Genomic DNA, 23,087 nt, shown 5'->3' with positions numbered 1-23,087 from the left:
GAAAAGAGCGAAAGAATAGCGGCTGCTACACTGCCAAGCGGCTTGGGCTACGCTGGCAAGGTAAAGAGGCGCACGCCTGCCACCTAGGGCGGGGCGCGTTCAGGCGAAAATCATGTTAAACGATAATTCAGCCCGCCGTTTGTCGCAAACGCCAACTTTCAGGCTGAATAAGCTCAATTGCCCCCTGAGTAAACCCAAGCGTGACCCGAACCGCCCCCACGGCTGGTAGAAACCCCGGGTTAGGTGCACTACAATGGGCCGTTACGGCCCCTATAGCCAGAAACCTTGCTGACGAGTCGGTGCAAATTCTTGGACCCAAAAAAAAAGCCGAATAAGTCAATTTAGGCGCTGAACAAAGCGGAGCGCTAGCTGAACCTACCCAATTTACGGGTGAAAGAAAGCGAAAAATGGAACTAAATAGTCGAGTTTAGACCACCGGCAGAAACCCTACAGCGGCTCTTCCGTTCAGGGAGGAAATTCCTTTAATTCACCAAAAGTTGGACTATTCTAGTTTAGCTCTGGTAGCTGCTAGTAATCAGGCACTCGCGCAGTTGCCTATTTGAGGGCTTGGGGGGCTGTTATCAATGCTGCCAGTCCTGTGGCCCGCCTCCGCATCCTTAATACTCGTTTTTCACTCTCCCGTTCAGCCTATATGAACCACTCAGCTTGTAAAGCTACTCTCTTAGGCCTTGGACTGCTGGCCGCTGCCACGCAGGCCCAAGCCCAAACCGCCGACCGCAAAACTTCCATTGGCCTGCACGCCAACGCTACCCAGTACCGGGGCGACCTAGGCAATGCCTTCTGGAAGTGGGACAACATGCCCTACAGCGGCGGCCTCGACATCACGCAGTACATCGGCCGCTGGCTCGACCTGCGCCTAGACCTGGACTACACCCGGCTGCGCTTCCCCAACGAGCGCAACACGTTCAACAGTACGGGTCAGCGCTTTCGGGCCCAGATGTACCAAGCTGGCCTAGGCTTTAAGCTGAAGCTGCCGGTGAAGGATGAGTTCTTCCTGCACCCCTACCTGTTGGTAGAGCCGCAGTGGAGCTGGGTACTGTCTGACCGCTACGCCACGCCCACGGGCCCCAACAACTTCACTCGCTTTGGCACCTTTGGGGGCCACGTGGGTGGTGGTCTTGACTTCCACCTAGGTGAGGGTGCTACGTTCTACGTGCAAGCCACCCAGGCTTACCTGCAAGCCAACGACGGCCGCCTCGATGGTGTGGATAACCAAGCCACTACCTTCTGGGATAAGAAAGACCGCTACCTGCAGTTCACGGCTGGTGTGCGTGCCAACCTAGGCAAAGCCAAGGACACCGACGGCGACGGCGTATCGGATAAAAAGGACAAGTGCCCCGACACCCCAGCTGGTGTAAAAGTGGACGTAAACGGCTGCCCCATTGATACCGACGGCGACGGCGTAGCTGACTACCTCGATAAGTGCCCCGATGTGAAGGGCCTGGCTAACCTGAACGGCTGCCCCGACTCGGACGGCGACGGTGTAGCTGACCCGGACGATAAGTGCCCCAACACCCCCGCAGGTGTGAAAGTAGATGCTTCGGGTTGCCCGCTTGATAGCGATGGCGATGGTGTGTCGGACGATAAAGACAAGTGCCCCAACACCCCCTCGGGTGTGAAAGTGGATGCCAATGGCTGCCCGCTCGATACCGACGGTGACGGTGTGCCCGACTACCAGGACCGCTGCCCCGACCGTGCCGGCCCCGCCAGCAACAAAGGCTGCCCCGAGATTAAGGCCGAGCAGAAGAAGATTCTGAACGAAGCCACCAAGTACATCAACTTCGACTTCAACAAGGCTACCCTGAAGCCTTCGTCGAATGCTCGCCTCGACCAGATGGTACAGATTCTCAACGAGTACCCCGACTACTCGCTCAGCATCGCTGGTCATACAGACAGCCAAGGTGCCGATGACTACAACCTGCGCCTGAGCTACGAGCGTGCCGCTGCTGCCCGCAAGTACATGCTCGACCACGGCATCCCCGCTGAGCGCATCGAAGCCCGTGGCTACGGCGAAACCAAGCCGATTGCCGACAACAAAACCAAAGCCGGCCAGGCCCTGAACCGCCGCGTTGACTTTGACCCCTACCTGACTGGTGAGGCCAATGCTGCCGAAACCAAATACGGCCCGGCTCCGAGCATCTCGGAAATCCGCGCTAGCGGTCAGAAGCTACCCGGCAAAAAGACCACTGGTACCGGCTCGCCCCGCAGCCGCAAGGCACCTGCCAAAAAGGCTCCTGCCAAGCGTAAGTAAGCGTCCTTAGGATAGCCGACTTTATAGAAGCCCTCTCTGCCGTCTGGTGGGGAGGGCTTTTGCGTTGGGTGCAAGCCCATGCTGACCCAGTGGCCTAGGGTGCACCTGGGCCGCAGTAGCTACCTAGGATGGCCTTGCTGGCCAAGTAAGCGTTGCTTCCTCCGCACGGGAGATTCCAGTCTGGTTCGGGCCGGTTCAAGTCTTGATTAGGCCGATTCAGCAGCATTCCCCCAACGGAACAAGCGACTACCCGTAAGTCAGCTAGTTATCGTCCTATTTAAATCCTGGATATTGATGCCGCACACGCGCTACTGCTACCTATTGGCCCTAGGTGGCCCTTTGCTGCTGGCCGCCGGCTGCGGCGGCAAAAACAAAGCCGACGACCAGCTGCCCCCCGCCCGCGTAGCCGTGCCCGTGCGGGTGCAGCAAGCCGGTGCCAGCAGTGCAGCCGGTCCGGCTGGGCCTAGCCAAGCGCCCCAATACAGCGGCACCGTAGCTGAGGGCAGTGGGGCTACGCTGTCGTTTCAGGTGGGGGGTACCATCACGGCGCTACCTATCGAGGAAGGGCAGCGGGTGCGAAAAGGCCAGCTTATCGCGGCCGTCGATGCGACCACCTACCGCGAGCAGTACGCGGCCCAGCTAGCCCAAGCCAAGCTAGCCGAAGACACCTATCGCCGCGTAAACGAAGTGTACCAGCAGGGCAGCATTGCCGAAACCAAGCTGGTGCAGGCCCGCCAGCAAGCCGAGCAGGCCCGCGCCAGCGCCCGCGCCGCCTACCAGCAAGTAGCCCATGCCCGCCTGCTAGCGCCCTTTGAGGGCTACATCGGCACCAAGCAGGCCGACCTAGGGGCCGTGGCCAGCCCCGGTGCGCCGATAGCCACACTGGTGCAGCTGCGCCAGGTGAAGGTGAACGTGGCCGTACCCGAAACCGAAATAAACCGCTTGCGCCCCGGCGACCGTGCCACCGTGCGCGTGGGCGCCGCTACCGACGCGCCCCTCACCGGCCGCATCGACGACATCAGTCCCGTGGCCAACGAGCAGACGCACGCCTTCACTGTTGGCGTGCTCGTGGACAACCCCAGCCTGCGTCTAAAGCCTAGCATGACAGCTCAAGTAGCCTTCACCCAGGCGGCAGCCCGGCAGTCGGCCACTGGCCCCACGGCCTTGGTGCTTCCCCTACGCGCCGTGCAGGTAGATGAGCGCAATCGGCATTTTGTGTACCTAGTGCGTGGCAATACCGTGCGCTGGCACGAGGTGCAAACTGGCGACCTATTAGGCGATGGCCTGGCCGTGACCGGCGGCCTCACCGCCCAAGACCAGGTGGTGGTAGATGGCTACCAAAAGCTCTACGACCAGGCGCCCATCAAGGTACTTAACTAACGTGAGCCCCCACCCCCGGCCCCTCCCCTCCGGGAGAGGGGTGCTCATCGCAGGCAGACGTTAGCAAATGTCAGGCTCCCCTCTCCCGGAGGGGAGGGGCCGGGGGTGGGGTCAACACGTGAGCAAGCAACGATACATACTTATCAGGTACTGAGGCAGACCCTTATGGCGAACCCGCACGAAGACGACACACCGACTAAGCCCACGCTCATCGAGTCGGCCATGCGGCACAAAACCGTGGTCATGGCCGTGGTTTTTGCCCTGATGGCCTTCGGGGTGTACGGGCTGTTCAACATGCCCCGCAACGAGTTTCCCAACTTCACCATCCGGCAGGGGCTCGTGATAGGGGTGTACCCCGGCGCCTCGGCCCGGCAGGTAGAAGAGCAGCTTACGAGCAAGGTCGAGGCTTACTTATTTAGCTTCGAGGAAGTTGACAAAACCAAAACGTACTCGTACTCGCGCGACGGCATCGCTTACATCTACGTGGAGGTAAACAAGCAGGTGGACCGCAACGGCACGGCCGAGTTCTGGAACAAGCTCAAAAACGGCGTGCTCATCTTCCAGCGCACCTCGCTGCCGCCCGATGTGCAAGGCCTCATCGTCAATAGCGACTTTGGCAGCACCTCGGCCGTGCTGCTGGCGGTGGAGTCGAAAAGCCGTCCCTACAAGGACCTAAGGCATTACGTGACGGGTATCGAGAACAACCTGCGCCAGCTCGAAGGCTTGTCCAAAATCAGCGATTCGGGTGGGCTGCCCGAGCAGGTGAGCCTCTACATCGATAACAACAAGCTGGCGCAGTACGGCCTCAGCGCCGGGCAGCTCGTGCAAACCTTGCAGCAGCAAGGCAGCGTGCGCCCCACAGGCGACCTCAAAACCGGCGCCCTCAACGTGCCGGTGCACCTGAGCACCTATTTCCGCAGCGAAACCGAGCTGGCCGACCAAATTGTGAAAACCGACCAGCAAGGCCAGGTGGTGCGCCTGCGCGACGTAGCCACCGTGCGCCGCGAGTACGACCCCGACCCAGCCAGCTACGTGACCTCGGGCGGTGTGAAAAGCTTCATTGTAAGCCTCGAAATGCAGTCCGGCCGCAACATCGTGCAGTTCGGCAAGCAGGTCGATGAGCATCTAGCGGCCCTAGAGCGCACCTTCCCGCCCGACATCAAGCTGGTGAAGCTCGCCAACCAGCCCGCGGTCGTGGACGAGTCTATCTCGCACTTCATGCGCGAATTTGGCATCGCGCTGGTGGCAGTGGTTATTGTGACGCTGCTGCTGCTGCCGTTCCGCATTGCGGCGGTGGCGGGGGCTACTATTCCCATCACCATTTCGTGCACGCTGGCCTTCATGTTCGTGATGGGCATCGAGTTGAATACGGTGACGCTGGCGGCGCTCATCATCGTCCTAGGTATCGTAGTAGATGACCCCATTGTGGTGATTGACAACCATGTGGAGAAGCTCGACCACGGCCTGAGCGTGTGGGATGCCGCCCGCGAAAGTGCCCGCGAGCTGTTTCCGTCGGTGTTCACGGCTACGCTGGCTATCTCGGCCGTGTTCGCGCCGCTTATCGTGTTTATGAAAGGCACGGCCCGCGACTTTCTGGGCGATTTTCCGGTGACTATTGTGTTGGCACTGAGCTTGTCGCTCATCATCTCGATGCTGCTGGTGCCGGCCTTCAACACGCTGTTTATCAAAAAGGGGCTACACCAGCAGGAAAAGCAAGAGCAAGGCGAGCCGGCCAGTGACAGCCAGCCGGGTAGGGGAGGGCAGCCCGAAAAGAAAACCATGCTCGACCGGGTGCAGAATGGCTACAACTGGCTGCTGAGTAAAGCGTTTGACCACACCTGGCTGACCCTAGGGCTGACCGGCGCGGCCGTGCTGGCGGGCTTGTTCATGATGGGCCGCCTGCCCCAGCAGCTTTTCCCCACGGTGGAGCGCAATCAGCTAGCCATCGAAATCTACCTGCCCAGCGGTTACAACCTGGCCCGCACCGACTCGGTGGTGAAGGGCATGGAGCGGCTGCTGGCCCGCGACCAGCGCATCGAGCAGTACACTAGCTTTATAGGTAGCAGCTCGCCACGCTTTCACACCCTCTACGCCCCCAACACGCCCGCGCCCAACTACGCCCAAATCTTGGTGAACACCACCACCGAGGAAACCACCGTGGAGGTGCTGCGCGAGTATGCCCGCAAGTATGCCAATGCCTTCCCCGACGCCCACGTGCGAATGAAGCAATTGAGCATGGGCCCCAACATCCCGATTGAAATTCGCATTTCTGGCGACAGTCTGCGCGACTTGCAGGCCGTGGCCAGTCGCGTGCAGGCGCTGGCCCGCCGCACCCAGGGCGTGACGTGGGTGCGCACCGATTTCGACGAGATGCACCCCACCGCCGCCCTGCGCTTGCGCCCCGACGAGGCCGGTCGCCTAGGCCTCAGCCGCCAAGACCTCACCAATGTCGTGGCCATGAACCTGCAGGGCGTGCAGGCCACCCAACTATGGGAAGAAGACTACCCCGTGGATGTGAAGGTGCGCACCCCCCTAGGCGACCGCCGCGGCGTGCGCCAGCTGCGCGACTTGTCGGTGGCCTCCCCCAGCACCCGCGCCGTGGTGCCGCTGCGCCAGGTGGCCGAGGTACATCCGGCCTGGGAGTTTGGCGAAATCGGCCGCCGCAACGGCGTACGTACCCTAACCGTGCGCCTCGACATTGTGCTGGGCGGCCTAGCCAATAACATCTTGGCCGAGCTGCAGCCCGAGATTGCCAAAATCAAGCTGCCGCCTGGCGTGGCCATCACTTATGGCGGCGAGTTGGAGGCCCAGCAGGAAAATCTCACGCCGATGGGCCTCTCGCTGCTGCTGAGCGTGGTTATTCTATTCTTCATCCTGCTGTTTCACTTCCAGAGCATCAAGCACGCGCTGCTGAGTTTGATGACCTTGCCGCTGAGCATCTTCGGCGCCTCGTTTGGCCTGCTGGTGCTGGGATATCCGTTTGGCTTTACGTCCTTCCTGGGGTTGCTGAGCTTGTGCGGCATCGTGGTGCGCAATGGCATCATCCTCACCGACTTTGCGGGCGAGATGCGCACCCACGAAGGCATGAGCGTGCGGGATGCGGCCATCCACGCCGGCGAGCGCCGCATGCGGCCCATCTTCCTGACGTCGGCCGCCGCCGCGGTGGGCGTTATTCCGATGATAATCAGCGGCTCCGACCTGTGGGGACCCCTAGGGGCCGTTATCTGCTTTGGCCTGCTGTTTTCGATGGTGCTCACGCTGTTTGCCCTGCCGGTACTGTATTGGCTGTTTTTCCGCAAGGAGGATGCGCAGAAGCCGCAGGCACAAGAGGGCGAAACAGTGGCACAGGCGGCGTAAAATCAATCCGAGTAACTATGGATTTATCAAGTAAATTATTGCTAGTGAATTGCTTGCGGAAGGTGATTGGCCCCAGCCCTTCGCCGCTTGATGCACGGAATCCTCCGGGAGAGGGGTGCCAACCGCGAGCGAACGCCATACTGTCGTCCGGCTCCCCTCTCCCGGCGGCGAAGGGCCGGGGCTGGGGCACCCACGCCTGGCTGCTCCTGCTACTCCTAGCCACCTTCACCGCCCACGCCCAACAAGCCCTTACGCTGGCCCAAACCCAGGCCGCAGCCCTGAGCAACAACGTCGCCATTAAAAACCGTGACCTAGGGCGTACCTCGGCGCTGGAAGGCATTCGGGCGGCACGTTGGGCGTACTTCCCCACGGTCAGCGGGTTTGGCATTGGCTTGTATGGGTTTCGAAATTTTGTGGACCCCATTCCGGAGCTTCTGCCGAGGGGCGTCAATAACTTCTACATCGCCGGCTTGTCGGCCACCGAGAACATCTATGCCGGTGGCCAGGTAGGCCTCAGCAACCGCTTGGCCCGCCTGCAAAGCTCGGTGAGCGAGGTGCGCTACGCCGATGTGCGCGACTCGGTAAACATGGAAACCGAGCAGAAATACTGGCAGGTGGTGCAGGCCCAGGAGCAGCTACGCGCGCTGCAAGCCAGCGAGCGCTACCTCAATCAGTTGCTGAAAGAGCTGCGCGACAACCTCAAAGCCGGCCTCATTGCTCGCAACGACCTGCTGAAGGTGCAGGTGCAGCGCGGTCAGATATTACTGAACGAGAGCAGGGCGCGCAACGGCCGCCAGTTGGCTTTGCTCGACCTAGGGCTCTACACCGGCCTGCCCACCGACTCGACCACCGTGCTCACCGATACGCTGGCTACCATTTTTAACCCCGCCAGCGTGTATGTGCCGCCCGCCGAAGCCGCAAAAAACACCCGCAGCTACCAGCTACTGAATACCGCCGTAGAAGCCCGCCGCCTCCAAACGCGCCTCAAGCGGGCCAGCTTCCGGCCTACGCTGTCGGTGGGTGTGAGCGGGGCGGCCGCTGGGGTGATAGACCGGGGCATCGGCAGCACCTTCACGCCCACGGGCCTAGCCATCGTCAACCTACCTATCTCCAATCTCTGGGGCGCGGCGCGCAACCAAGTGCGCCAGCAGCGCCTCAACGAAACCATCGCCGAAAACAACCTGCAAAACGGTACCAATCAGCTGCAAGTAGGTATTCAGCAGGCCTACTACAGCCTGCGCGAAGCCTACCAGCAAACCGGCCTCGCCACCCAAACCCAGGCCCAAGCCACCGAAAACTTGAAGGTGCAGCGCGACAGTTTCCGCGCCGGCCTCACTAACCTCTCGGACCTGCTCGACGCCCAGGCCCAGGCCCAGCAGGCGGCCAGCCAGCTCATCAGCGCCCGCGCCGAGTTTCGGTTGCGCCTGAGCATGTACCAGTACCTCACCGCCCCAGCCGCCAAGTAGCAAGGGCGCCCACTATCAGCCTTTATACTGCCTAGGTTAGCGTTGAGGGGCGGGTCGCTGGGTTGCCCCCGAATTATCTCGCACCTTTGTTCTCTATGCCCGATTCTCCCTCCCGCTATGCCCGCGTGCTGGCGTGGCTCGACCACACCTTCATTCAGCCACTTTATACGGCGCGCGTGCGGCGGCTCATCTTGCAGAGTGTGCCCTTCTGGATTGCCTCGCTGCTGACCGGGGTTATGGCCGTGGGCTACGAAAAGCTTTTTGCCTGGGCCGAGGAATTGAGTTTCAGCTGGCTGCGCCAGATGCCGCTGCAGGCCTTCGGGCTTACGCCGCTGGCCTTTCTGGCGTCGTGGGCGCTGGTGAAGTGGTTTGCCCCGGCGGCCCGCGGCAGTGGTATTCCGCAGGTGATGGCCGGCATTGAGCTTTCCAATCCCGTGCAGCACCGACACACGGCCTACTTGCTGAGTTTGCGGGTAGCGCTAGTGAAGGTGGTTAGCAGCGTGGTCCTGTTGCTGGGGGGCGGCGTCATTGGCCGCGAGGGACCCACTATTCAGGTGGCGGCGGCCATTTTTAGGGCTATCAATCGGCTACAACCGTCGGGCTGGCCGCAGCTCTCGCGCCAGATTGCGCTGGTAACGGGCGGCGCGGCAGGCCTGGCGGCCGCCTTCAACACGCCGCTGGGCGGTATCGTGTTTGTGGTTGAGGAGCTGACTCAGATTCACCTTTCACGCTTTCGCATGGCGGTGTTCAGCGCCGTGATTATTGCGGGGCTCACGGCCCAGCAGTTCTTAGGCTCCTACCTCTACCTAGGCTTTCCCAAAATCACGTCGCCCGCCGGCTGGTACCAAGCGCTGGTGATGGTGGCAGCCGTGGTGTGTGGCCTGGCGGGAGCATTTTTTGCCAAAACGCTGCTCTGGCTCAACAACTACCGCAAGCGTTTTGCTACTCCGCTGGCGCAGGCGGGCTGGGTGGTGGGCTGCGGCTTTGTGCTGGCAGCGCTGGCTTACCTAGTGGGACCCGAGGGCGTGGGCACCGGCAAGCCGATTATCAACCGGCTGCTGTTTCAAAACAACGGGGCCACGCCGGGCTACCTGTTTCCGGTGCGCTTTGCGGGCATGGCCCTCAGCTACAGCAGCGGCGGGGCAGGCGGCGTGTTTGCTACCTCGTTGAGCGCGGGCGCGCTGCTCGGCGATGCCGTAGCCCAGCTGGCCAATGTGGCCGTGGCCGACCGCAACCTTATCATCTTGGTGAGCATGGTGGGCTTTCTCACGGGGGTGGTGCGCTCGCCGTTCACGGCCGCTATTTTGGTGTTGGAAATGACTGACCGGCACTCGGCCATTTTTCAACTGCTCATCGGGGCGCTGCTGGCCCAGGCCGTGGCCGCCCTCGTCGACCCGCATTCCTTGTACGAGCACCTGCGTCAGGGCTTCATCCGCGAAACCCTGCACCACAAAGACGAGCCGGCTACGGCCACTCCTTCTCCGCATCCACAGCCGTGAGGCGCTGAGGGTGTGCTGCGGGCTTGCTAATGCAGCGCGCCGCTCGTCCCCGCCGTGGCAGCCACGGGGTGCGCCACCCACTGCCGGCCCACCAGCAGCACTAGTAGTGCCAACAGCGAAGGCCCGGCCATAAGGGCCGCCATCGGCACTGCCGTGCGCGCATCAAACATACTAACTCCCACCGAGGCTAGCGCGCCGGCCCCCATCTGAATGGCGCCCATCAGCGCCGAGGCACTGCCCGCGTTGCGGGTGAATGGCGCGAGCGACAAGGCCGACGTATTGGGGCTAGTGAAGCCCAGGCAGCATAAGAACAAAAACAGCAGCGCAATGGTACCGCCTAGGCCCAGCACCCCCGCGCTGGTGAGGGCGAGCAGCACCCCGGTAGTGAGCAGCTGGCACCCTAGGGCCACTGGCACTATTTGCTCGCTTTGGTAGCGCCGTAGCAGCAGGCTATTAAGCTGGCTCGACCCAATAAGCCCGGTGGAGAGAAACGCGAAAATCCATCCATAGACCTTGCCGCCTACGTGGTAAATATCCATGAACACCAGCGGCGAGCCCGCCACGTAGGCAAACAAGCCACTAAATGAGATGGCCCCGGTGAGGGCATAGGTGGTGAACTGCGGCTCACGCAGTACGGCCCAAAAATTGGTGAGAATAGGCCGCGGCCGCAGCGAGAGCGTAGTATCGGGGGTATAGCTGTTGGGCAGCCATAGTGCTGTGGCCAGCAGTAACAGCGCGCCCAGTGCCGCCAGCACCACAAACACTGCCCGCCAGCCAAAGTCTTCCGTCACGTAGCCCCCTAGGGTGGGCGCAAGCAAAGGCGAAACACCCAGCACCAGCATCAGCAGGGCAAAAACCTTGGCGCTTTCCTTCACCGGAAACAAATCGCGCACCATGGCCACTGCCGCCACAGAGGCCGCGCAGCTACCAATGGCTTGCACAAAGCGCAGGGCAATCAGCGTTTCGATGCGGTGCACTGCCAGGCAGCCGATAGATGCGGCTACATACAGCGCGAGCCCGAAGTAAAGCGGCTTTTTGCGCCCAAACCGGTCGAGCAGCGGGCCATACAGCAGCTGCCCGGCCGAAATGCCGATGAAGAAGCTTGACAGCGACAGGGCTACCTGGGCCGCCGTGGTATGCAAGTTGCGCGCAATGGCCGGGAAGCCCGGCAAGTACATATCGATAGAAAACGGCCCTAGGGCCGTAAGCGCTCCCAAAATGAGAATAAGGGAGAAGTAGCGTTGTTTCGTCATAAGGCAACCTAGAACGCTGCGGCGCGCAGCGCAACCTAGAAAGTAAAAAAGAAGCCCCTTAGCCCCGCCAGCGGTTGCTGCGCGGAAGTGCCACGGGCAGCTACAACAGCGCCGGCGACCTATTCTCTTATTTCGGGCCGTTTTTGTGAGCCTGCCCGCACACAGTAGCTGGCAAATGCGACCCTTGCGGGCGGTGCCTTTGCCCCGGTTAGATGCTTGCCCTCGCAGGCGGGGCGCACGCCGTGGCGGTAGAGGCGCCCGGCGGCGGGCGGCCTACCTAGGTTGCCTTTTAGCGAGCTACTTGTATAGTATTCAGTAGCAGCCGCAAGCAGTTTGTGCCTGCTTCACGTGTCGAATTATTCTGCGCAAAAATGGCTTTAAGGGGCTCTAGATGCGTATGCACGTGGCTGGACACTCTCCCTTTCATGCACCACATTATTTATTTAAGCTGGGCTACGGAGCCTTTTTCTGATGAGCAGTTGCAGGCCCTGTTACAGCAGGCCCGCCGCCACAATACCGAAGCCGACATCACAGGCATCCTAGTTTATGGCAATGGCTGTTTTTTGCAAGTGCTTGAAGGTGAAGAACCTGCTGTGCGTCAGCTTTACGAGCATATCAAGCTCGATGGCCGCCATCGCAATGTGGCGGCCTATGCCGATAAGGCCGTTACGCAGCGCGCATTTGCCGGGTGGTCCATGGCATTCGAGGCCGCTACGCCGCAGCAGTTCGACGAACTGATGGGCTATTTGCGGCCTGCCGATGTGACGTTCGATGCGGCCCGCCTCCCCTTGGTAGATGTGCACCTGCTCGATTTGCTGCGCTCTTTCACGTTGCCTTAGGGCAGCGCCGTGCGCACGGCGCCAGCCGCGGCGCGGCCCCGATATGGTCGGCAGTAGCCTTATTAGGAATGGCAGCAACAAGAAGGCTATGGCGCCACGCAGCGAGTATATCTAGATAGCTAAAAACGGGTGGACGTGCGGGTTATACAGTGTGCCGCCGAAGCTGCTGAGTGGCTATGCGCTGGTGCAGGGCCGCTACCTCCTGCGCGAGCTTGGCCTGGGTGGCGGGTGTGCGCTGCGGAATAAGGTAGCTCTGGGGCTGCTCGGTGCGCGTGTGCGCGAGCCATGTAGCCGCCTCGGCCACCGTGTCGAAAGAAGTAATAAGTGAGCCGGGCAGCCAGTGCAAAACGGTCGCGGCCATGTTGTAGCCCCGCAACGAGGACGAGTATACCCAGGCTACGTGCTCAATGCCGGCCAGCGCCATATAGGGCAAGAAATCGCTGACCAGCCACGCGGCGATGCTCCAGCTCACGCCTGTTACCTGCTCGTTGCTATTGAGAACGCGTGCATAGGGCCGCTCTAGGTAGCAGGCCGCCAGTTCTAGGCAGGCCTGCTGCACCAGAGGCAAGGTAATCTCACCCTGCCAGTCCAGGTAAAGCCAATCGTTGGTAAGGTCGTGGTAAACGCTCAGGCAGGTAGTTTGGCGGAGTAGGCGTAGGTTCATGTGCAGCGAAAAATCTTAAGCGGCACAAACTGCTTTTTAAGCAGCTAAGCAATTAATTATTAATTAAGTGCAAGCTATGCCGGCTAGGGTTTCTTAGCTGTTTTCTTTTCCAATTCTCGTGCCACATTCGCCCTGCTAGCCCCGAGTTGAGGCAGGGTGGCGAGCTAGCAGGGTGATTATGACCGACAGGGAGTGAGGATGCCCTGCTGGGCGGCCGCGGCGCGCAGGTGGCGCTGCACGCACGCCAAGACGTCGGCCAGCGTTTGCCACTGTCCTATTTCCGTATCGGGAAACTCTAGTGTTAAGCTGTATTCCAGGCGAATGCCTAGCTGCACTCGTTCGAGCAGGTCGAGCTGCAAATCGTGCTGGAGATGGGTAGCGGGCGTCAAAACCGGGTGCCGCAGGTACCACACTTGCTTGCGCACTTGCGTGTACACCTGCTCGTGCCAGGCTAGGTTTGCGTCGGTGACTGTGCTATCACGTGCCATGCGTTGTTAGGCTTGCGGCGGGGCTTGAGGAGTTCCTAATATTCGGGCGCAGTACTGCCGCAGCAGTTCTGGCTGGTCGGCTGGGCCCCGGAAGGCTAGGTGGCCATCGGGGCGCACCAGTAGCAGGGCCGGCTGCCCCTCTAGGTGGTAGGCCTTGTGGGCGTGGCCATCGCGGTCGGCCAGGCAGGTAGCGGTGCCGGCAGCCGCGGGCGAGGCCAGCGGGGCGGCAAGTACCAGCCGCGGCCGCACCCACGGCCAGCCGGCCACCTCCGCAATGGCTGCTGCTAGTTGCGGCAGTGCATCGGCCTGGCGGCCATCGAAGGCCAGCAGGCTCCAGCCATAGGTCTGCCCGTCGGGGTTGTAGATGCTGGCAAACAAAGACATTGCCTCGCCCTCGGGGGTAGTTACCTGGGCATCGGGGGCGCGGTCGCCGGCTCGCGGCCCGCCAGGGTGCAGCAGCTGCCGCCAGCGCAGGTGGTCTTCGCTTAGCGGACTGTCGGCGTAGCTCACTAATAGCTGCTGCCCATCGCCGCTGCCTAGCAACTGCCAGCCAATATGCGGAAATAACTGCCCCGCTGCCCCGAGTAACTTGTCCTCTAGGCGATTGCGATACAGCAGGTGCTTGAAGCCCTTGGCCTGCTCCGCATCTAGGGCGGCGTGGATGCCGTGGCGCTCGGGCGAATAGCTGTCCAGCACTGCCGGCCCGGCGTGGCCGGCCAGGGTTTGGGCTAGGCGCCAGGCCAAGCCTACCGCGTCGTGAAAGCCCGTGTTCATGCCCTGCCCGCCGATGGGCAGCGTCAGGTGGCCCGCATCGCCCACCAGATACACGCGCCCTTTCGAGTAGGCGGGGGCCACGGCATGCTGAAAGCGGCTGTGCGTAAGCCAGATGGGGTCGGTGAGCGTGAGCGTGGCATCGCCGGTTACCTCGCGGGCCCGCTGCTGAATTTCGGCTAGGGTCGGGTCGCGGTCGGGTACTAGCTGTTCGTCTTCCAGAAAGAACAGCCGGTGGTAGCCGCCCCATACCGGCATCACCCCCGCAAACCCGTTGTGGTAAGCGAAAAACCACAGTTGGTTGGGCTCCGTGGAGCGCTGCCAGCTCAGCTTAGCATCGGCTTGGTGGTTGGCCCGGCCCTTAAACTTTTCTGGCTGGTAGTCGAGGCCCACAGCCTTGCGCACAGTGCCTTCGGCGCCATCGGCTCCCACCAGGTAGCGGCACCTAATGCGCTCAAATTCACCGTGGGCGGCAGCTTGCTCTTCGGTGCTGGCCACCCACACGGTTATGCCCTCGTCGTCGGGCTCTATGCGCATGGCCTTGCGGCCGCGCTCTACTTGCACGCCCCGCGCGGCCAGCTGCTCGGCCAGGGTTTTTTCCATGACATCCTGGCCCGAGTACAAGGCTTGCGGGAAGGGGCTAGCCGCCTCGCCGAGCTTTACATCATCAAGCGGATGCTCGTCGATGAAGATGTGGATGCGGTCTACTAGGTAGGACCGCTCGGCTAGGGGGGCCCGCAGCCCCACACTGTCAAGCAACTCTTGCGGGCGTGCCCACACGTTGTTGGCCCTCGAGTATTTGCTAGGTGCTGGTTTTTCTTCTAAGATGCGGCACGCCACCCCGTGGTGGCGCAGGGCGTTGGCGGTAGTGAGGCCAATAGGCCCCGCCCCAATGACGAGGACCTCAGTGTCGAAGGGTAGGGGCTCTTTGCTGGAAGTTGCCATATGGCAGCAATAGGAATACGGAGAGGTTAGGGTAGAGTGCATGGCCCCGATGGGCCCTAGGTCGGTACTACCGCTGCCCGCCAACAAGTAGCCGCCCCGCTAGGGCGCGATGAGCAAGCGAGCAGTATCGCCGCAAAGGTCCTCTGTCGCCTATTGAGGCGCCGTGCTATTCTTGCTATCTTACTTGTCCGTTCTTGCTTTTTTGCGCAGTGCCACGCTTATGCGCCCTGCGCCCGCTGGAAGGCTTGCGGTCCCTGCCCGGTGGCGCGCTTGAAAGCCGCAGAAAAGCTGGCTGGGGAAGCAAAGCCTAGCACTTCGCTAACGTGCGTCACGGATGGGCCACCTAGGCGCAGCAGTTGCTGCGCTCGCTTGATTTTCCAGCTCAGCACGTAGTGGTAGGGGGCCATGCCCGTGGTTTGCTTAAACAAGCGCGCAAAGTGAAACACGCTCAGATTGGCCAAGTCCGCTAGGATTTCCAGGGTTATAACGTCGCCCAAGTGGGCCTCTAGGTAGGCATCTAGGCGCGCCAGCACGGCTGCCGGCAGCTTGCCCGCCGGTGCCAGGCGCCGCTCATAGCGTCCGTAGTGCTCAATAAGGTGGTAGCACAGAGCATTGATGAGCGACTCGGTGTACAACGACCCTAGGGCGGGCGGGGCACTAGCCACCGCCAGCAACTGCCGGCCAAGCTGCGCCAGCAAGGGGTCGGCAAGTTTTACGCGCTCCTGCAGCGCGAAATAGGCCAGGTCCAGGCCCTGCCGGGCCAAGCGCTCTAGGTAGTGGTCATCCACCGTCAGGTAGGTGTTACAGCTAGAGGCCGTCCAAGTTATTTTGCCGTACTCGCCCCCTGGGTAAATGCCTAGGTCACCTGTTTGGTAGATTTCCTGCTGCACCCGTGTGCCGTTGCGCCGCTGCACTACCAGGGGGGCCTCGACTTGGTAAAGCATAACCAGGTGGTGGCGGTGGTAGTGTGCTGGTAGTGCCATCGCGCTTAAGTGGTACTGCTCCACCCGTAGGCCGGGCCAGGTAAGGGGGGCACTGGTAACCAGCGGGGGCGCTTCAAAGCTCTCAGAAACGTAGTGCATACAGCAGAAAAGGCATGGCAAGCCGCCGGCCACTAGCAAGAGCCGGCACCGCGGCGCCTAGGTTGGTAGCTGGGCGCTGCAGTGCCGGTGTGCCTCTGGCAAAGGGTGCCTGCGCGGCCGGGGTATTAGCTCAACGTGGAAGGTGAGCCGGAAGTTGGGCCCCAGCATGCTGAGCCGCCCCGTGCGGCAGGCTACTGCGTTGCTGCCGTTGGTAGCTGTTTCAGCCAGGCCAGGTTAAACTGATAGTGGAGGCTGCTACTCAGCAGGTGAATGGTATTGTCGGGGGTTTGGGTGATGGCTAGGTAGCCCTTGGGCTCCGCATGGGTCTGGTCCATCTCGAAGGCGCCTGTCCAGGCACCGCCATTCATGTAGCGGGCTTTGCCATCGGTCAAAAGCTTGATGACCGGCCAGGTCTTGCCCTCATCAAACGACACGGCGGCGTACATGCCGTACCCCTTGTAGGTGTGGCCGTCGGCGGCTTTGAACGGCATGCCGGCCGCCGCTTCGTCTTTTTCGTCTGGGTGGTGCGTGAAGGACACCAAAAGCAGGGGGCCTTCATTCAGGCGAGTGAGCACTAGCCGCTGCCCGCTCCAAACCGGCGGAAAAGGCGAAGCGGTGTAGGTCCAGGTCTTGCCCATGTCCTTGGATAGGCTCAGGGGCATTCGCAATTCAGCGCTTCCGGGGGCTTTGATGTCATTTTTTCGACCTAGGGCCAGCAGATTCCCGTTCTTTAGCGTCACTACGCCGGCATGAATTCCCGCAATCAGGCCACCCGTTTCGCCGGCGCCGAAGCTGGGCGTGGCAGCCTCCGCGGCGGGGTTCATCCACGTTTTGCCGTGGTCTTTGCTGAGGTGGATGGCCGTGCCGCCAGCTGGCCCGGGGTCAGCATCAGCTGGCTGAATGAGCCAGCCGGCCTTGGTTTGGCTCATGCCGCCTATCACTTGGTGGCGCTTGGTGTGCTCGGGCGCCACAAGGCGGGGCGTCGACCAGGTGGCGCCGTTGTCTTGGCTGGTGCGCAGCACCATGGCTAGGTCTTGCCAGTCGCCATCGGTTTCCACACCGTTCATATGAAAGAGGGTGCCTTTGCCATCGTGCAACAGCGAGGAGCCGGTCATGTTCCGGTCGGGCACTTTGAAGAACTCGGCGGGCTCCTCCCACTTGGTGGCACCGGGGCGGAGGCGACTCGACAACACCGTCATTTCGCGCCCGCTTTCCTCATCTGTAGAAAACCAGATGGCCAGCAAATCGCCGTTTGGGCACCACGCCACGGCCGGCTGGTGGTTGTGGCTGTAAAACGGCACCGCGTGGTCGCAGGCCGGTTTGTTAACGTAGCGCTGGGGTTCCAGAAAAAGCGGCTTGTCAGCGGCAAGCGGCTTCCAGGCATACCGCTGCTGCGAGAGCGGGGCGTTGTAGCTAGGAGTGACGGCCGGGGGCAAGGGTGCGGTGGTGGGCATAGCGGCCTGTACCACTCGGAAGCCCACTAGCCAGCTCTTGTCTTCTGGCAGCATGCCTAGCCGGTTGGCCGAGCGCAAAAAGGTAACCGGCGTGCCAAAGCTGCCGCCGCGGCTCACGCGGTAGAGCCCCGCCGCCCGCCCCACCGGGTCGCGCTGCTCGCCCGCCGCGTAGGGTCCATACCAATCGAGGCACCACTCCTCCACGTTGCCGTGCATGTCGTAAAAGCCCCAGGGGTTGGCGGGCGTTTGGGCCACTTTCAAGGGTACCACGGCCGTGTTGCGGTCGGTGGCCTGGTTTTTCTGGTAGGCCTTGGGCAGCGAGCTGCCGGTCGAGAAGTCAGAAACGGTGCCGGCCCGGCAGGCATACTCCCATTCGGCTTCGGTGGGCAAGCGGTAGGGTTTGCCTTCCTTCTGAGACAGCCATTCGCAAAAGGCCACGGCCTGCGCGTAGCTTATGAAGACGACGGCTTCATCATCCTGCGTCGAAAAACCCCGATTGCCGCGCAGCTGCTTGTGCTGCGGGTCAAACGCCTCGTACTGCGCATTGGTCACCTCCGTAGCGCCCATCTGAAACGGCGACGACAGCGACACCCGGTGCACCGGGCTTTCGTCAGCATCCTTGCCTTCGCGCTCCGACCCCATGTAAAACGCACCCGCTGGCACAGGCACGAGTTTCATACCTAGGGAATTCACCGTTTGTGCCCGTGCTGCCAGGCTGGCCAGGGTCAGGAGGGCCGCGAGGCCTAAGCGTGTGTTTGCCATCGGGTAAAATAGCAGGCCCCGAGCAAGTTGAGCTGTCGGGGCCTGCACCTTAATAGTACTAGGGTATCAGTTAATACCCTGGGTTTTGGGTTAGCTTGGCGCTAAAATTCGCATCAATTGCCGATTGCGGAATGGGGTACAGCTCGTGGTAGTCCTGAATGGTACTCCGTACGTCGGCCCTCGTCTGGTATTTGCGGGTGCGCTCAACTAGCTTGCCCATGCGGCTCAGGGTGCGGCGGCGCGGCTCTTCGGTAATGAGCTCCCGCGCCCGCTCGTCCAAGATGTAGTCGATGGTGACATCGGCGGCCGTGATGGGCTTGGCCTTGGCCCGGTTGCGTACGACATTGATGTCGGTGGCGGCGGCGGTCAGGTTGCCCTTGCGGAAGTAGGCTTCGGCCCGCAGCAGATACGTTTCGGCCAGCCGATACACGATGAAGTCCTTGCCCGTGCGGCCCGAGGTGTTAGAGCCGTTGAAGGGCCGGCCTTCGAGCTTGCGCAGGTAGGGGTACACGTTGCGCATAGTGTCCTCGTTGGCCGTCCGCTTTTCTACCTGCTTTTTGAAGTAGGTCGAGGCGGGGTTGTTGTAGTAAAACTTGCGCCGGATGTTATACACCGAGTTCCGAATGTCGTTGCTCCAGTTGTCTTTCCAGAGAGCGTATAGGAAGTAGGAAGAAGGACGGCTGTAAGCCACGCCGCGCCCTAGGCTATCCGACACTATCATGCCCGAGCCGCCCGCCGGGTCTTTCAAATTGGGCAAGAACGGTACCCAGCCCCGAATGGTATTGTTGCCGTTGTTGGTGCCGGCGCCGCCCGGCGTCAGATTCTCGTATTGCCACACGTAGATGGACTCTAGGTTGCCGCTGCTGCGGTTTTGGTTGCCCTCCGCAAATAAGTCGGCGTACACGTCACCCGGCTGCGCGCTTCTGGCGCCAAAGCGGCTGGTCATCAGCTGGTACGTGCCTGAGCTTATCAGGCGGCTCGCGCTCTCGATGGCCTTGTCGTACTCGCCTAGGTTGATGTACACCTCCGTGAGCAGGTGGTCGGCCGCTCCCTGCACAATGCGGCCCTCTAGCGACTTGGCAACCGTGACGGGCAAGTATTGCCGCGCAAATTCTAAGTCGGCTTTGGCAAACTCGTACACGGCTTTGCGCTCGGCCCGCACGAAGTCGGTTTTGGGGCTCTGGTACGTCACGTCCACGATGGGTACGCCCCCGTACAGGTTGGCGAGCAGGTTGTAGGTGTAAGCCCGGAAAAAACGAGCTTCCGCAATAATGGCGTTGCGCTCGGCGTCGCTGGCCCAAATGCCGCTGAGTTCGGGCTTGCTGGCGTACTCAATGATAGTATTAGCCCGCAGTATCATCCGGGTGTAGCCCCAGTTCCAGAAGCTGCTGGCCGCCGAGGCCGAAGGTGTCAAGAACGTGGCGTAGTTGCGGAAATTGACCGTTTGCTCCTGGCCCGTCGTGGCCACGTCGGTCCCGATTTGCATGTCGTAGAAGCTCCCTAGGTCTTCCTGCGACAGCTCGTCGCGGGCAGACTGGTGCAGTGCCGTGATGTAGTTGTCGAACCCCGCTTTGGACGTAAGCACCACGCTTGAGCTGAGGGACGAAAGCGGAACCTCGTCCAAAAATTTGTCTTGGCAAGCGCCCGCCAGCAGGAGCCCGGCGCACAAGCTGGCTCGCTTGCCCAGCGACAGAAGACGCGTATTGAATTGACTTAATTGCATATAAACCAGCGCCGAATGCGTAGTAAAGGAGTGGGAAAAAAGAAGGGCTAGAAGCCTAGGTTCAGCCCTAGGGTGTAGGTGCGGGGCATCGGGAAGAAAGATGCCTTCGTGGTGCCCCCGCTTTCGGGGTCGGTGCCCGGCCAATCGGTGAAGGTGTACAGGTTTTTTCCGCTTAAAAACACGCGCAGGTTAGCAAAGCCAAGCTTGCTTATCACTGGGGCGGGGAAGTTGTAGGCCAGCGATACGTCCTGAATGCGGACAAAATTTCGGCTCACGTAGTAGTTGTGGCCCAGGGGGTTGGTGTACACCAGCGAGGGACGGGTCGTCGAGGGGTTGTCGGCGGTCCACCAGCCGGCGTCAATCTGGTTGAGAGCGCGGCCCGGCGAGTTTTCGCTGCGGGTCGAATTGGGGTCCAGCAAGATGAAGTCGGACATCCAGCCCTGCATGGCGTTCACAAACACGGACAGCGACAGATTGCCGTAGCTGAAATTGTTGGTGATGCCCCAGCGCACCTTCGGCTGGCCGCCCTGCCCAATTATCGTCCGGTCGTTGGTGGCGTCGATTTTACCGTCCCCGTTCAAGTCTTTCAGCCGCACGTCGCCGGGCTTGGCGTTGGCCGGCAGGTTATCACCTTTTTGGTAGATGCCGTCAAAAACGTAGTCGTAGTAAACGGTGATGGGCTGCCCAATAAACCACCGGTTGCTCAGGTCGTCATCTTCTCGCCCGTCGCCGTTCGTGTCGGAGCGGTAGAGGTGCACAATCTTGTTCTGGTTGGCCGACAGCACGAGGCTGCTGCTCCACTCAAAGTTGCGCCGCCGCAAATTGACCGTGTTCAGCGTTACCTCAATGCCCTTGTTATTGGTGGCCCCTAGGTTGGTCAGCACGCTGGTGTAGCCAGTCAGGCTAGGCAGCGTCCGCTGCACGATGAGGTTCTTGGTGTCACTATTGTACACTTCGACAGTGCCGCCCAATCGGCCCTTAAACAAGGTGAAGTCCACGGCGGCGTTGGCGGTGGCAGTGGTTTCCCATTTCAGGTCGTTGTTGGCCATTGTAGCAGGAAAAATTCCCACCGACGTTGGCCCGCTATCCCCGAATACGTACTGCGTGATGCCTGATAGGCTGAGCGACTGGTAAGGCTGAATGGCTTGGTTGCCAACCGAGCCGTAGGACACGCGAAACTTGAGCAAGTCAATGAATGTCGCCTTTTTCAGGAACGACTCGTCCGATGCTATCCAGGCAATGGCGGCCGACGGGAAGGTGGCGTACTTGTTGTTTTCGGCGAAGACCGAGCTGGCATCGCGCCGGGCGGTTAGCGTCACGAGGTACCGCTCTTTAAACCGGTAGTTCAAGCGGGCCATCGACGAAATACCGTCAATTTTGGCGGCATCCGAAAGGGTGGTTTGCGTGCCGCCCAGCGTCAGGCTGTTCCAGCCTAGGGCGTCCGAGCTCAGCTGATTGGCACTGGCCGTGGTCGATTCTGACTGCTGGTGGTTGCGGCCATAAAGCAGCGTCAGGTCAAAGCCGTGGTTTTCGTTGATTTGCTTGTTGTAGGTAAGGATATTCTCCAGCACCCAGTCATAGCTTTCTTGGTTGTATTTGCTGGCGCTGGTTGTGTTGTTCGGCAAGCGGCGGTCCTGCCGCGTAAAGTTGTACGTGTGGTTCCAGCGATAATTAGGCGAAAAATTGACCCGGTATGATAGCCCTTTTACAAATGGCGCATTAACTATCGCGTAGAAATTGCTAAACAAGTTGTTGTAAATTTCTTCGTTCTTCGTCAGCAATACACTGCGCAGCGGGTTGCCAGAAATTTGCTCTTCCGGCACGCTGTACAGCGTAGGCTCCCCGTCGGGGTACGTCCACGTTCCAAAAGGGCTGCTGTAGTAAATGCTAGAAACGTCGGCTTCCCGGCCCGACAAATCACGCCGAATAAAGGTCGAGTTCAACCCCACCGACAGCCACTTTGCCACCTGGTTTTCGACGTTGGCGCGCAGGGTAACGCGCTTTTGGTTGTCGTTTAAAATCAGCCCTTTTTCGTCTGTATAAGCCGCCGACAAGTAGTAATTGGTAGCGTCGTTGCGGCCCGACAAGCTCAAGTCGTAGGACCCAATGCGCCCCGGCTGCGACGCCGCTTTCCAGGGGTCGAGCGTGATTCCGGCCTTGTAGTTGGCAGCCTCCGAAGTAGTTAGGTAGCTCGCCACATTGGCGGGGTCGGCGGGCAGGCCGCTTTGGGCGCGGTAGTCGAGCGTTTTTTGCAGGTAGCGGTCCGGGCTCAGAAGCTTCACCGTGTGGCCCATTTCCGATATGCCGGTAAAGGCATTGATGCGAACCGTGGGCTTCTGAGTAGTGCCCTTTTTAGAGGTAATCAGAATGACCCCGTTTGCTGCCCGCGAGCCGTAAATGGCCGCCGCGCTAGCATCCTTGAGCACCTCCATCGACTCAATGTCGTTGGGGTTGATGTCGGACAAGCTGCCATTGAAGAAAATACCGTCTAGAACAATTAGCGGATTGTTGCCCCCGCTCAGCGAGCGGGGCCCCCGAATGAGAATGGAGCCGTTCTGACCTGGCCGGCCATTATCCGTGAACTGCACCCCCGCTACCCGCCCGCGCAACGCTTGGGTGACGTTGGTATTGGGCAGGTTCTCGGTCTGCTTCATGTCCACCTTCGCCACCGCTCCCGTCACGTTGCGCCGAGATTGGGCGCCGTACCCGACCACCACTACCTCATCGAGCGCCCGGTTGGCGGCTTCCAATACCACGTTGAGTAAGTTCTTATCCCCGATGGTAATCTCCTGGCTCGAGAAGCCAACTGAGCTGAAAACCAATACATCGGCGGCTCCATTCACCCCAATGGTGTAGTTGCCGTTCAAATCGGACGTAGTGCCCTTGGTCGTTCCCTTCAGCACGACGGTGACGCCCGGAATGCCTTCGCCGGTTTTCTTATCAGTGACCCGTCCCTGAATGGTCCTGTCGGCTGTCGGCTCGTCGCTATCGAAGCACGCCCGCCAATAATTCTCACTCGGAGAGGCAGCTGCTAACAGCACATTGGCTTGTAGCCCCCCAAGCAGAAACGTTAAGGTTAGTAATCTTCCTTTCATGTAAGCAGTGGTGTAGAGGTGGGAATGATGGGTAGAT

Annotated in this window: 14 protein-coding genes; 6 read left to right on the top strand and 8 right to left on the bottom strand. The window is 60.8% G+C overall.

Features of this window, described 5'->3' with window-relative positions:
• The first annotated feature begins 652 nt into the window (after positions 1 to 652).
• The 5 genes from FNT36_RS25890 to FNT36_RS04280 all read left to right on the top strand — a co-directional run bounded on the left by FNT36_RS25890 (position 653) and on the right by FNT36_RS04280 (position 9,974).
• Positions 653 to 2,272, top strand: a complete 1,620-nt coding sequence (locus tag FNT36_RS25890; protein WP_317129592.1) for an OmpA family protein — start codon at positions 653 to 655, stop codon at positions 2,270 to 2,272.
• A gap of 294 nt (positions 2,273 to 2,566) precedes the next feature.
• Positions 2,567 to 3,652: an efflux RND transporter periplasmic adaptor subunit gene (locus FNT36_RS04295; RefSeq protein ID WP_144844696.1), complete on the top strand. Its 1,086-nt coding sequence runs from the start codon at positions 2,567 to 2,569 to the stop codon at positions 3,650 to 3,652.
• 165 nt (positions 3,653 to 3,817) lie between these two features.
• Positions 3,818 to 7,009, top strand: a complete 3,192-nt coding sequence (locus FNT36_RS04290; RefSeq protein ID WP_144844694.1) for an efflux RND transporter permease subunit — start codon at positions 3,818 to 3,820, stop codon at positions 7,007 to 7,009.
• A 17-nt stretch (positions 7,010 to 7,026) separates the two neighbouring features.
• Positions 7,027 to 8,475 carry a TolC family protein gene (locus FNT36_RS04285; RefSeq protein WP_144844692.1) on the top strand — a complete coding sequence of 483 codons (1,449 nt, stop codon included), beginning with the start codon at positions 7,027 to 7,029 and terminating at the stop codon, positions 8,473 to 8,475.
• Positions 8,476 to 8,570: 95 nt separating this feature from the next.
• Positions 8,571 to 9,974: a chloride channel protein gene (locus FNT36_RS04280; RefSeq protein WP_144844690.1), complete on the top strand. Its 1,404-nt coding sequence runs from the start codon at positions 8,571 to 8,573 to the stop codon at positions 9,972 to 9,974.
• A gap of 26 nt (positions 9,975 to 10,000) precedes the next feature.
• On the opposite strand, the gene FNT36_RS04275 is transcribed toward FNT36_RS04280, so the two are convergent.
• On the bottom strand, positions 10,001 to 11,227 hold the full coding sequence (locus FNT36_RS04275) for a multidrug effflux MFS transporter (RefSeq protein ID WP_144844687.1): 1,227 nt from the start codon (positions 11,225 to 11,227) through the stop codon (positions 10,001 to 10,003).
• Between the two features lie 425 nt (positions 11,228 to 11,652).
• On the opposite strand from FNT36_RS04275, the gene FNT36_RS04270 reads away from it, so the two are divergent.
• The gene (locus tag FNT36_RS04270; protein ID WP_233635675.1) at positions 11,653 to 12,066 is read left to right on the top strand and encodes a BLUF domain-containing protein; all 414 of its coding nucleotides are present in this window, start codon (positions 11,653 to 11,655) and stop codon (positions 12,064 to 12,066) included.
• Between the two features lie 142 nt (positions 12,067 to 12,208).
• On the opposite strand, the gene FNT36_RS04265 is transcribed toward FNT36_RS04270, so the two are convergent.
• The 7 genes from FNT36_RS04265 to FNT36_RS04235 form a co-directional block, all read right to left on the bottom strand.
• Positions 12,209 to 12,730 (bottom strand): hypothetical protein, encoded by a 522-nt coding sequence (locus FNT36_RS04265; RefSeq protein ID WP_144844683.1) that lies wholly within the window; start codon positions 12,728 to 12,730, stop codon positions 12,209 to 12,211.
• Positions 12,731 to 12,906: 176 nt separating this feature from the next.
• The gene (locus tag FNT36_RS04260; RefSeq protein WP_144844681.1) at positions 12,907 to 13,218 is read right to left on the bottom strand and encodes a hypothetical protein; all 312 of its coding nucleotides are present in this window, start codon (positions 13,216 to 13,218) and stop codon (positions 12,907 to 12,909) included.
• Between the two features lie 6 nt (positions 13,219 to 13,224).
• Entirely contained in the window at positions 13,225 to 14,934 is a 1,710-nt protein-coding gene (locus FNT36_RS04255) for an FAD-dependent monooxygenase (RefSeq protein WP_144844679.1), read from the bottom strand.
• A gap of 218 nt (positions 14,935 to 15,152) precedes the next feature.
• Positions 15,153 to 16,016, bottom strand: a complete 864-nt coding sequence (locus FNT36_RS04250; RefSeq protein ID WP_144844677.1) for a helix-turn-helix transcriptional regulator — start codon at positions 16,014 to 16,016, stop codon at positions 15,153 to 15,155.
• Between the two features lie 191 nt (positions 16,017 to 16,207).
• A complete protein-coding gene (locus FNT36_RS04245; RefSeq protein ID WP_144844675.1) occupies positions 16,208 to 18,232 on the bottom strand; it encodes an SUMF1/EgtB/PvdO family nonheme iron enzyme in 2,025 nt (674 codons plus the stop codon).
• A gap of 70 nt (positions 18,233 to 18,302) precedes the next feature.
• Positions 18,303 to 19,955 (bottom strand): RagB/SusD family nutrient uptake outer membrane protein, encoded by a 1,653-nt coding sequence (locus FNT36_RS04240; RefSeq protein ID WP_144844672.1) that lies wholly within the window; start codon positions 19,953 to 19,955, stop codon positions 18,303 to 18,305.
• A gap of 47 nt (positions 19,956 to 20,002) precedes the next feature.
• Positions 20,003 to 23,050: a SusC/RagA family TonB-linked outer membrane protein gene (locus FNT36_RS04235; protein ID WP_144844670.1), complete on the bottom strand. Its 3,048-nt coding sequence runs from the start codon at positions 23,048 to 23,050 to the stop codon at positions 20,003 to 20,005.
• Positions 23,051 to 23,087: the final 37 nt, after the last annotated feature.

The sequence above is a fragment of the Hymenobacter setariae genome (genome assembly GCF_007713685.1).
GTDB classification, from domain to species: Bacteria; Bacteroidota; Bacteroidia; order Cytophagales; family Hymenobacteraceae; genus Hymenobacter; species Hymenobacter setariae.
Note: the sequence above shows the minus strand (reverse complement) of the source record. Positions and strands in the feature narration are given on the sequence as shown.